This window comes from Lelliottia amnigena (assembly GCF_019047465.1).
Taxonomy (GTDB): domain Bacteria; phylum Pseudomonadota; class Gammaproteobacteria; order Enterobacterales; family Enterobacteriaceae; genus Enterobacter; species Enterobacter amnigenus.
In genome coordinates this window covers 2622180-2634141 of the sequence record NZ_CP077236.1, presented here as the reverse complement: position 1 = coordinate 2634141, position 11962 = coordinate 2622180, and the positions used below count along the sequence as shown (strand labels likewise).

Genomic DNA, 11962 nt, shown 5'->3' with positions numbered 1-11962 from the left:
TACTTATTTAACCTGTTTCAGTACATCTGCAGTGATGTCTTTAACATCTTTGCTATTGAAAGCAACGGCATTCGCGTCAACAACCAGATCGATACTCTGATCGGCCGCTACGGATTTCACCGCAGACTGGATACGAGTGACCAGTTTGCCACGTTCTTCGTTAGAGCGACGCTGACGATCCTGCTCGAAAGCCTGCGCTTTCTGAGAGAAGGTCTGGCGCTGTGCCATCACGTCTTTTTCCAGCTTGCTGCGATCGCTTGCTTTCATGGTAGAACCATCACGCTGCAGACGCTGCATTTTGGACTGAAGGTCGCTTTCCATACCTTGCAGCTCGCTAGCACGGCCTTTGAATTCATTTTCCAGTGTTGCAGAAACACCGGTTTTCTGTGCAACTTGCTGGAACAGATTGCCCATGTTGACGATTGCAATTTTGTCCGCTGCCTGAGCAGAAGTCACCATCGCCAAACCAAGACCTGCCGCTAATAACCACTTTTTCACAATAAACTCCTTACCATCCCATTGGCACCCAAAGGTACCGTTCTTTGCGTGGCAAGGCGATCGTCTATTCGATCGCCGGTTGTCAGCGCTACACTGCAAACGCATTCCATTGCTGCGGATTATTACCAGGTTTTACCAATGTTAAACTGGAACTGCTCCGCTTTGTCTCCATCGTATTTCTTAAACGGTTGGGCGTAAGAGAAGACCAACGGCCCCAACGGTGACATCCATTGTAATGCGATACCTGCAGACATGCGAATGTTGCTCGGATCGCTATAGTCTGGCACACCAGCTGCTTTCATCTGCGCAGTGTTTTCCCAGTTGGTATCCCATACCGTACCCGCATCCCAGAAGAACGAAGTACGTACAGAGTTCGCATACTTGTCACTGATAAACGGCGTAGGTGTGATTATTTCCAGGCTGGCGACACCCATGGCGTTACCGCCTACTGCGTCATCAGAACTACATACTTCACTGGAAGATGTCTTATTACAGTTATCTTTGTCATTACCGCCGTAATACACCGCTTTCGGACCAATGTTATTGGACTGGAAGCCGCGCACTGTGCTGGAACCGCCGGCATAGAAGTTTTCGTAGAATGGCAGCTCTTTGCTACCTAAACCGTCACCATAACCCCAACGCGTACGACCCAGAACCACCCATTTATGATCGTCATCGATCGGGAAATAGGATGCGGTATCAAGCGTCAATTTATAGAACTCGTTGTCGGAACCCGGCACGGTGACTTTACCGTTCAGGTTGACGCGAGAACCTTCCGTTGGGAAGAAACCACGGTCAAGACGGTTATACGTCCAGCCATAGTTAAAGGTGAAATCATCTGCAGCAAAGCCATTATTGTCGCTGGATTTACTTGCTGTTTGACCGATTGAGTCCAGATAACGCCACATCGCCACCTGCGGTTGCATATTGGACAGGTCGTTATGCACGTATCCTAAGCCAGCACGCAGGGTGTTATATTCGTTAATCGGGAAGCCAAGCGTTCCGTCTACACCATAGCTTTTGTTGGTGTACGAAGACAGATCCGCATCGTCAGCTTTAAAGTCGTTATAGAAAATACGACCGCCAAGACTCACACCATCAACAGTAAAGTAAGGGTTAGTCACCGAGAATTCAGAGTACGTCTGGTAATCGTTTTTGGTTCCGTTGATACCAACGGAATAGCCAGTACCTAACCAGTTATCCTGCTGAACGCCAACCTGGAAGCTCACGCCACTTTCTGTGCCGTAACCGACACCAAAGTTGAAGCTACCGGTGTTACGCTCTTTGACCTTGTAAACAACGTCTACCTGATCAGGACTGCCCGCAACACGCTGGGTATCCGTATCAACCGTTTCGAAATAGCCCAGACGGTTCAGACGCTCTTTACCCTGATCGACCAGGTCGCTACCTAACCACGCGCCTTCCATCTGACGCATTTCGCGGCGAAGTACGGAGTCTTTAGAGGTATCGTTACCTTCAAAGCGAATTTTACGCACGTAGAAACGGTTGCCCGCATCAACGTTTACGCGAAGTTTAACGGTTTTGTCCGTATCATTGATCTCAGGCTGCGTTTGTACGCGCGGATAAGCATAACCGTAACGGCCGAGCAGCTTTTTAATGCCGTCTTCCATTTTGGTCACTTTTGCGCCGCTATACAGCTCACCCGGCTGAAGTTTGGTCAGGCTCTCAATTTCTGCAGAATGACCCGCCAGGTTTCCACTGACTTCAACACCTGAAAGCTTATATTGATCGCCTTCAGTGATGTTTACCGTAATGTAGATACCTTTTTTGTCCGGAGTCAGACTGACCTGAGTCGAGTCGATATTGAAACGGGCGTAACCACGATCCAGATAGTAGCTACGGAGGGTTTCAAGGTCGCCGGCCAGCTTTTGCTTCTGATATTTACGATCGCCAACCACGTTCCACCACGGCACTTCGTCGCGGAGCTGGAACGTAGAGATCAATTCGTCCGTACTGAACGCGTGGTTACCCACGATATTGATCTGCTGGATTTTCGCGGAAACGCCTTCCTGGAAGACGAGCTTCAGATCGACACGGTTACGCGGCAGCGGTGTGACAACGGCTTTTACGCTCGCGCTGTATTTGCCGACGCTATAGTAGAAATCTTCCAGTCCTTTTTCGATATCAGACAGGGTGGTGCGGTCAAGAGATTCCCCGACACGAACACCCGATGCTTCAAGGTTTTGCTTGAGCATATCGTCTTTAACCGACTTATTACCGGAGAAAGTGATACTGGCAATCGTTGGGCGTTCCTTCACCTGTACCAGCAGCGTATCACCATCGCGAAGGACGCGGACATCCTCAAAGTTGCCAGTGGCAAACAATGCGCGAATGGTATTACTGATATCTTCATCATTAACCGTGTCGCCCTGGCGAACTGGCATGCTGAGGAGGGCCGCACCAACGGCGACACGCTGAAGACCTTCGAAATGAATATCCTTCACTACGAAACCTTCAGCACCGTATACGGTCGCGCTGCTAAACAGCAGCGACGCTATGAGCAACTTTTTCATCGCCATCGTTATTATGCGTTCTTCCTAACACTCTCTCTTACAACCGAGAGAAATCATTGAAAAGTGCAAGCCCCATTAACAGCACCAGCAATATCGAGCCAATGCGATAACTAAAGTCTTGAACTCGCTCGGATACTGGTCCGCCTTTTAGCTTTTCAATCGCTAAAAACAGCAGGTGCCCCCCATCTAAAACGGGAAGCGGGAACAGGTTGATTATCCCGAGGTTCACGCTTATGAGCGCGAGAAACATGAGATAGTAAATCACCCCGAATTCCGCTGACATCCCAGCCCCTTGGGCGATAGAAATCGGCCCACTGAGGTTGTTCAGTTTTACGTCACCAGTTATCAATTTCCCCAACATAGTGACCGTAAGCTTCATCAATTGCCATGTTTTATCCGTGGCTTCAACGATTGCGCTAAACGGCCCATACTGGCGTATTGTCTTGTACTCATCAGGCAATGGGATCACTTTTGGCACTACGCCAGCAAACCCCTCAGCCTTGCCACCGCCCGGTTTGGTATCCGGAATCAGCGTCAAAGAGAGCGGACTCCCCTGCCTTTCAACTTCCAGCGCTAACGGTGTGCCGGGATTATCGCGCACCAGATTAACAAAGGTCATCCATTGCGTTAAAGGCTGACCATCGACTTTAACGATCCTGTCGCCCGCTTGCAAACCTGCTTTACGTGCTGCTGAATCATCCTGCACTTCGGCTAACACTGGCTCAATCTGCGCACCACGCGGACGAATACCCAGCGCAGCAACGGGATCTTCTTTGTCTGGCTCAAAAGCCCACTGACGCAAATCAAGAATTTTTTCCTGACGCTGACTCTCACCCACTGGCGAGACGCTAACTAAGGCTTTTTCATCGCCAATCTTAGAGACCAACTGCAGCCTAACGGCATCCCAATCAGGGGTTTCGATGCCATCGATCGCTTTAAGTTCCATGCCTGGCGTAATTTGCGCTGTTGCTGCGATGGAGTTGGCGGTAATTTCACCAACAACCGGGCGAACACCAGGGACTCCGATGATAAACACCAGCCAATAAGCGAAGACAGCAAAGATGAAATTGGCTACCGGGCCGGCAGCGATGATAGCGGCGCGTTGGCTCACTGTTTTGTTGTTGAACGCGTAGTGTCGCATTTCAGGCGCAACAGATTCTACGCGTTCATCAAGCATTTTGACGTAACCGCCAAGAGGGATCAGCGCGATGACAAACTCAGTGCCATGGCGATCGGTACGGCGCCACAACGATTTACCAAAGCCAATAGAGAAACGCTCGACCCGAACTCCGCAGCGCCGGGCAACCCAGAAATGGCCAAATTCATGCACGGTAATCAGTACACCCAGTGCAACTATGAACGCCGCCAGATTCCAGAGAATGCTCAGCATAAAACCTTCCGTTAAATCGTCCCGAATACCAGAAACAACAGGCATGCAAACACAGGAACCGCAGCCGTCAGGCTATCAATACGGTCCAGTATTCCACCATGTCCTGGAATGAGGTGACCGCTGTCTTTAATCCCTGCTTCACGCTTGAACATACTTTCGGTCAAATCACCTAATACGGATGCCAACGCAGCAAAAATAGAGCACACCAGCAACGTTGTCGGTGCAACGTCCAGATTTGCCCAGACACCATATCCCCAGGAGATAATCGCTGCTGTAAACAGACCGCCGATGAACCCCTGCCAGGTCTTACCAGGCGAAACTTTTGGTGCCAGTTTATGTTTGCCAAACAGTTTACCAAACATATAGGCACCAGAGTCAGCACCCCAGACGAGAATCATGACATAAAGCAGCCACAACGCACCGCTGTAGTGGTTTTCGTCATAATGCCAGGCGCGCAACACGAGCATACCCCAGAAAAATGGAATAATAGTGAGCAGGCCGAAAATCAGACGTAGCGTTTTAGAGTTGCGCCAGATAGCTGCAGACTCGGGATAGAAAAGAACCAGCAGCAACGCGCCAATCCACCAACCCAGTGAGGCCCATAGGGAACCTGCCACCAGCGGCTGATGAATATCGTGATGATACTCGGGCAACATAAACAGCATCAGGGCCAATAACAGGCCACAGAGCACCGCCAGCCATACTCGCTGAGTGCGCGAGGTAAAGCCGCTAAGCTGTCCCCATTCCCACGCGGCGAGCATACACACCACCAGCGTGACAATAGCAAATCCCACCGGGGGCAGTAAAAACAGCGCCGCAATGACGATGGGTATTAATACAAAAGCGGAAATCAGGCGATACTTCAGCAAAAGCTACCCCCATCAGACTTTTTCAGCGCCTGGCTCAGTACCGCCGAAGCGACGCTCACGATTGGCAAAGGCATAAAGCGCACCTTCAAAGTCTTGTTCATCAAAATCGGGCCAGAGCACATCCGTAAAGTAAAGTTCGGCATAGGCAATTTGCCAAAGCAAAAAGTTACTAATGCGGTGTTCTCCCCCTGTCCTAATTACCAAATCCACGGGTGCGAGTTCATTCATGCAGATTTGCTGACCCAGCGCCTCTTCATCAATTTGGTCGGGTCTTAACAGCCCTTCCTGAACTTGCTCGGCGAGATGCCGAACGCCCTGGATAATATCCCAGCGTCCGCCGTAGTTCGCAGCGATATTGAGCGTCAGACCTGTATTATTTTCGGTCACCGCTTCCGCTTTGCGAATACGTTCCTGCAAACGTGAGTTAAAACGACTGGTATCGCCAATAATGCGCAAGCGAACGTTGTGGCGGTGGAGGCTTTTGACTTCGCTGTCGAGCGCCCACACAAACAACTCCATCAACGCAGTCACTTCCTGCGGAGGTCGATTCCAGTTTTCACTGCTAAAAGCATAGAGCGTTAACGCATCAATGCCGTTATTGGCGGCAAATGAAACGGCGCGACGAACAGATTTCGCCCCAGCTTTATGCCCAAAGGCTCGTATCTTCCCTTGTCTTTTCGCCCAGCGGCCGTTGCCATCCATAATGATTGCTACATGACGACAGCCATGAGCGGGCAAGTTTTCGCTTATTGGTTGATTCGCAGACAACATAACGCGTTTTTAGTCCCTGAAAGGATTTTACGGTACTCAGGAATACTGAAGCCATTACATAAAAAAGCCGTGTCTAACCACGGCTTACCTGACCACTTAAAGCCAAATACCTGCGATCAGGTGGCGCAGACTATATCACTGAAGCCTAACGCTAACAAACAACACAAGCACGAGTCGGTGGATTATCACCAGCTTGCGAGATGCGTCACCGCTTTACGCGCAGCCATGCGAGCCTGTAAATCGACGGCCAGCACCTCCTCAACGCTCTGCGGTTCCCGTAAATCCATCTTTTCAAGAACCGATAGATTGAGCGCCGCAATATCCGTAAAGCGGATCTGCTGTTTCAGAAATGCTTCAACCGTAATTTCGTTGGCTGCGTTCAGTGCTGTCGTTGCCGCTTGTCCCTGATCAAAAGCATTCATCGCCAGCTTCAGACAAGGGTAACGGTCGTAGTCAGGTTCGCTGAAGGTGAGTGCACTCAGCTTGCAGAAATCGAGTGGCTTTGCCCCCGACATCACACGGTTTGGCCACGCCATCGAATGCGCGATTGGCGTGCGCATATCCGGTTCACCCAACTGCGCAATTACGCTGCCATCCTGATAGCGCACCATAGAGTGGATCACCGACTGCGGGTGAATCAACACTTCCATCTGTTTTGCGGACGCGTTAAACAGCCAGCGAGCTTCAATGTATTCCAGACCTTTATTCATCATGGTGGCCGAGTCGACAGAGATTTTTCGCCCCATTGACCAGTTCGGATGACGGCATGCCTGATCGGGCGTCATTGAGACCAGTTCAGACAAAGGCGTTTCACGGAACGGGCCACCAGACCCGGTGAGCAAAACTGACAAAACGCCATTTTGCTCAAGGGAAGCGTACCCCAGGTTTTCCTGGAAAGGTTGCGGTAAACTCTGAAAAATCGCGTTATGTTCGCTATCTACCGGTAAAAGTCGCGCCCCTCGCTGTTTTACGGCGTCCATAAAGAGGCGTCCGCATGTTACTAACGCTTCTTTATTTGCCAGTAAAACGGTTTTCCCCGCGTCAATTGCTGCGAGCGTAGGCAAAAGGCCTGCCGCACCAACAATCGCCGCCATCACCTGATCGACGTCATCCAGCGCAGCCATATCACAAGCGGCTTGTCGCCCGCTCATGACTTCCGTAGCACTTCCCTGCCCCGCCAGCAACACTTTAACCTGGCGAGCACTTTCCTCGTCATCCATCACCGCATAACGGGGAGAAAACTCAAGACATTGTTCAACCATGCGCTGCACGTTCTTCCCGGCCACAAGGGCGGTCACCGTGTATTTTTCAGGATTATGGCGAACAACGTCGAGAGTGCTGCAACCAATCGAGCCGGTCGAGCCGAGGAGAGTTAAATGCTTCATGAGATGCCCGGGAGATAGTTAAACCATATAAAAGCAAAACGCCGCCAGCAAAGTCACATGGACTTTCTGAACGGCGTTTATCAGATTACGACAGAAATCAGAACTGCATCAGTTCCGCTTCTTTATCTGCCAGCGCCGCATCAAGTTTTTTGATGGCTGCGTCAGTCAGTTTCTGCACGTCGTCCTGAGAACGGCGATCGTCATCTTCGCTGATTTCTTTATCTTTCAGCAGTGCTTTCACTTTGTCGTTCGCATCACGACGGACGTTACGTACGGCAACGCGCGCGCCTTCTGCTTCACCACGAACCACTTTGATCAGCTCTTTACGACGTTCTTCAGTCAGCGCTGGAAGCGGAACGCGAATGTCTGTACCTGCTGAGCTTGGGTTCAAACCCAAATCAGAAGCCATAATCGCTTTTTCAACAGCCGGACCCAAAGAACGGTCAAAGACGTTGATTTTCAGCGTACGGGTATCTTCTACCGTGACGCTCGCCAGCTGACGCAGAGGGGTTGGCGTACCGTAATATTCTACGATAATGCCATCCAGCAGGCTTGGAGAAGCGCGGCCAGTGCGCACTTTGCTAATTTGGTTTTTGAAGGCTTCTACGCATTTTTCCATGCGCACTTCAGCATCTTTTCTGATATCGCTAATCACGTTACGAATCCTTGAAAACTTGTTTCAGGCAGACTATCCGCCAACACAGCCGCTATAGGTGTGCTAAGTATAGTCGCGTTTAAATCATGACAACGCCTGAGGCGTGTCGAGGTAAGAAATCACTACAAAGTAAAGCGGAATCTTACCTGTATTTATCGTCAACGGAAATTATTCCGTGATCAAAGTGCCTTCTTTTTCACCCATCACTACGCGACGCAGTGCTCCGGGCTTATTCATGTTGAAAACACGAATCGGTAATTTGTGGTCACGAGCCAGCGTAAAGGCAGCAAGATCCATGACTTTAAGCTCTTGATCCAGCACTTCGTTGTAGCTCAGCTGTTCGTACATCGTTGCGGAAGGATCTTTTGCGGGATCGGCGGTAAACACGCCATCCACTTTGGTTGCTTTCAATACTACGTCGGCTTCGATTTCAATACCGCGCAGACAGGCTGCTGAGTCGGTCGTAAAGAACGGATTACCGGTACCCGCGGAAAGAATTACCACGCGGTTATTGCGTAGCAGGCTGATCGCTTCTGCCCAGCTGTAGTTATCGCACACGCCGTTCAGCGGAATAGCTGACATCAGGCGCGCGTTCACATAGGCGCGATGAAGTGCATCACGCATTGCCAGGCCATTCATCACGGTAGCCAGCATACCCATGTGGTCACCCACAACACGGTTCATACCCGCTTTCGCCAGACCAGCGCCACGGAAAAGATTACCACCGCCAATTACCACGCCAACCTGGATACCCAGTTCAACCAGTTCTTTGATTTCCTGTGCCATGCGGTCAAGAATGCTTGCATCGATACCGAAGCCTTCTGTTCCCTGCAGCGCTTCGCCACTAAGCTTAAGCAGAATGCGTTTGTACACGGGTTTTGCATTGGTAGCCATGTTTCTTTCCTGAGACTGTCAACGATTGAGATGGGGGTTAATTCTGGCGACATAGTACGTCGCTTATCAGTGCAGAAACTACGGGTTTCTGTCTGATTTTTACATGACGGGCAAAAAGAAGCCGCCCTCAGGCGGCTCCTTCGCAATCCTTAAGACTGCTTGGACATTGCAGCAACTTCTGCTGCGAAGTCAGTTTCGACTTTCTCGATGCCTTCGCCCACTTCGAAGCGGATGAAACCAGTCACGTCAGCATTGTGCTCTTTCAGCAGCTGAGCAACAGACTTGGTTGGATCCATAACGAATGGCTGACCCGTCAGAGAAACTTCGCCGGTGAATTTCTTCATGCGGCCTTCAACCATTTTCTCTGCGATTTCTTTTGGCTTGCCAGACTGCATAGCGATGTCGAGCTGAACCTGGTACTCTTTTTCTACCACTTCAGCAGACACGTCTTCTGGCTTAACGAATTCTGGTTTGCTTGCAGCGATGTGCATAGCCAGCTGTTTAACCAGCTCTTCGTCAGCGCCTTTAGCAGCAACCAGAACACCGATACGTGCACCGTGCTGGTAAGAACCCAGTACGTCGCCTTCGATGGAAGCAACACGACGGATGTTGATGTTCTCACCGATTTTAGCAACCAGCGCAACACGCTCTTCTTCGAACTGTGCTTTCAGAACGTCAACGTCAGTGATTTTGCCAGCGATAGCAGCGTCCAGAACTTTGTTAGCAAATGCCTGGAAACCACCGTCTTTTGCTACGAAGTCAGTCTGGCAGTTAACTTCCAGAATGATGCCGTAGGTGCCGTCGATTTTGGTCAGGATTACGCCGTCAGCAGCAACGTTGCCTGCTTTTTTCGCCGCTTTGATCGCGCCGGATTTACGCATGTTTTCGATTGCCAGCTCGATGTCGCCGTTAGCTTCAACCAGTGCTTTTTTGCAATCCATCATGCCTGCGCCAGTACGTTCGCGCAGCTCTTTTACCAGGGATGCGGTAATTTCAGCCATTCTTAAATCCTCGGGAGATGACCGGCTCGGTTCATGGAACCAAACAGGTTTAAAAGTGAAAAAGGGGCCATTAAGAGGCCCCTATCCATACACGGTACTAATAAGGGGTAGAACCTTATTATTCAGCTTCTACGAAGCTTTCTTCCGCTTGAGAAGCCAGATCCTGAGAACGGCCTTCACGTACGGTTGCCGCTACAGCACCCAGGTACAGAGTAACAGCACGGATTGCATCGTCGTTACCCGGGATAACGAAGTCAACACCGTCCGGATCGGAGTTGGTATCAACGATAGCAAATACCGGGATACCCAGGTTGTTGGCTTCTTTAATTGCGATGTGCTCGTGGTCAGCATCGATAACGAACAGAGCGTCTGGCAGACCACCCATGTCTTTGATACCGCCCAGGCTGTTTTCCAGCTTGGCCAGCTCACGAGTGCGCATCAGGGCTTCTTTTTTGGTCAGCTTATCGAAAGTACCGTCCTGAGACTGGATTTCCAGATCTTTCAGGCGCTTGATGGACTGACGAACAGTTTTCCAGTTAGTCAGCATACCGCCCAACCAGCGATGGTTCACGAAGAACTGGTCGCAGTTGTTAGCAGCATCTTTCACAGCTTCGCTTGCAGCGCGTTTAGTACCAACAAACAGAATCTTACCTTTACGGGAAGAGATCTTGCTCAGCTCAGCCAGGGCTTCGTTGAACATTGGTACAGTTTTCTCAAGGTTGATGATGTGAACTTTGTTACGCGCGCCGAAGATGAAAGGCTTCATTTTCGGGTTCCAGTAACGGGTCTGGTGACCAAAGTGAACACCAGCCTTGAGCATGTCGCGCATGGAAACAGTTGCCATGGTAAAAACCTCTATAGTAAATGTTGGGGTTATGCCTCCACGTATCCCATATTACCGACCCCTAGGGGCACCCCGGAATATGTGCCGATACGTGTGTGTAATTACACAAAGTGAGATTTGTCGCTTCAGGTCCATCTTGTGTATACGAAATGGATCGGAAGTCCGGCGCGCTTTATACCACAAAACACCGGCAGAAACCAATAATTGTTGGCCTGATGTGCTGTTACTGATTCTCAATTTGGCAGCAAGTGCGAGGGACTGATACCATTGACAACACAAAGACTAGTATCGTCGAAAAAATCGACACTGATGGACAGATTACATGGCTATCTCTATTAAGACCCCTGAAGAAATTGAAAAAATGCGCGTCGCCGGTCGTCTGGCCGCTGAAGTGCTGGAAATGATCGAGCCGTTCATTAAACCGGGCGTCAGCACCGGCGAGCTGGATCGCATCTGTAATGACTATATCGTTAATGAGCAGCACGCGGTTTCCGCTTGCCTGGGCTACCACGGCTTCCCGAAATCCGTCTGTATCTCTATTAATGAAGTCGTCTGCCACGGCATCCCGGATGATGAGAAGCTGCTGAAGGACGGTGATATCGTTAACATCGACGTGACCGTCATTAAAGACGAATATCACGGCGACACCTCAAAAATGTTTATCGTCGGCAAGCCCACCATTCTGGGCGAGCGCCTGTGTCGTGTGACGCAAGAAAGCCTCTATCTGGCGTTGAAGATGGTGAAACCAGGCATTCGTCTGCGTACCCTCGGTGCCGCCATTCAGAAATTTGTCGAAGCGGAAGGTTTTTCCGTGGTTCGCGAATACTGCGGTCACGGCATTGGTCGCGTCTTCCACGAAGAACCGCAGGTTCTGCACTACGATGCAGACGATGGCGGCGTGGTGCTGCAAAAAGGCATGACCTTTACTATCGAACCGATGGTGAACTCCGGCGACTACCGCATCCGCACCATGAAAGATGGCTGGACGGTAAAAACCAAAGACAGAAGCTTGTCTGCGCAGTACGAGCATACTATTGTGGTCACAGACAACGGCTGCGAAATTATGACGTTGCGAAAGGATGACACCATCCCGGCGATACTCTCGCACAACGAATAATAAG

At 50.5% G+C, this 11962-nt stretch carries 11 protein-coding genes; 1 reads left to right on the top strand and 10 read right to left on the bottom strand.

What is annotated here, in order from left to right:
- Positions 1-3 precede the first annotated feature (3 nt).
- The 10 genes from skp to rpsB all read right to left on the bottom strand — a co-directional run bounded on the left by skp (position 4) and on the right by rpsB (position 10841).
- Entirely contained in the window at positions 4-498 is a 495-nt protein-coding gene (gene skp, locus I6L74_RS12305) for a molecular chaperone Skp (protein WP_012016124.1), read from the bottom strand.
- Positions 499-620: 122 nt separating this feature from the next.
- Positions 621-3038, bottom strand: coding sequence for an outer membrane protein assembly factor BamA (gene bamA / locus I6L74_RS12300; protein WP_059180066.1), 2418 nt, complete (start codon positions 3036-3038; stop codon positions 621-623).
- Positions 3039-3069: 31 nt separating this feature from the next.
- A complete protein-coding gene (gene rseP, locus I6L74_RS12295) occupies positions 3070-4422 on the bottom strand; it encodes a sigma E protease regulator RseP (protein WP_059180067.1) in 1353 nt (450 codons plus the stop codon).
- An 11-nt stretch (positions 4423-4433) separates the two neighbouring features.
- A complete protein-coding gene (cdsA, locus tag I6L74_RS12290) occupies positions 4434-5291 on the bottom strand; it encodes a phosphatidate cytidylyltransferase (protein ID WP_059180068.1) in 858 nt (285 codons plus the stop codon).
- 12 nt (positions 5292-5303) lie between these two features.
- Positions 5304-6062 carry a (2E,6E)-farnesyl-diphosphate-specific ditrans,polycis-undecaprenyl-diphosphate synthase gene (gene ispU, locus I6L74_RS12285; protein ID WP_012016120.1) on the bottom strand — a complete coding sequence of 253 codons (759 nt, stop codon included), beginning with the start codon at positions 6060-6062 and terminating at the stop codon, positions 5304-5306.
- A gap of 185 nt (positions 6063-6247) precedes the next feature.
- A complete protein-coding gene (gene ispC, locus I6L74_RS12280; RefSeq protein ID WP_059180069.1) occupies positions 6248-7447 on the bottom strand; it encodes a 1-deoxy-D-xylulose-5-phosphate reductoisomerase in 1200 nt (399 codons plus the stop codon).
- Positions 7448-7544: 97 nt separating this feature from the next.
- Entirely contained in the window at positions 7545-8102 is a 558-nt protein-coding gene (gene frr / locus I6L74_RS12275) for a ribosome recycling factor (protein WP_012016118.1), read from the bottom strand.
- A 168-nt stretch (positions 8103-8270) separates the two neighbouring features.
- Entirely contained in the window at positions 8271-8996 is a 726-nt protein-coding gene (gene pyrH / locus I6L74_RS12270) for a UMP kinase (RefSeq protein ID WP_012016117.1), read from the bottom strand.
- A 149-nt stretch (positions 8997-9145) separates the two neighbouring features.
- Positions 9146-9997: a translation elongation factor Ts gene (gene tsf, locus I6L74_RS12265; protein WP_012016116.1), complete on the bottom strand. Its 852-nt coding sequence runs from the start codon at positions 9995-9997 to the stop codon at positions 9146-9148.
- Positions 9998-10115: 118 nt separating this feature from the next.
- Positions 10116-10841, bottom strand: a complete 726-nt coding sequence (gene rpsB / locus I6L74_RS12260; protein WP_012016115.1) for a 30S ribosomal protein S2 — start codon at positions 10839-10841, stop codon at positions 10116-10118.
- 322 nt (positions 10842-11163) lie between these two features.
- On the opposite strand from rpsB, the gene map reads away from it, so the two are divergent.
- The gene (map, locus tag I6L74_RS12255) at positions 11164-11958 is read left to right on the top strand and encodes a type I methionyl aminopeptidase (protein ID WP_059180070.1); all 795 of its coding nucleotides are present in this window, start codon (positions 11164-11166) and stop codon (positions 11956-11958) included.
- Positions 11959-11962: the final 4 nt, after the last annotated feature.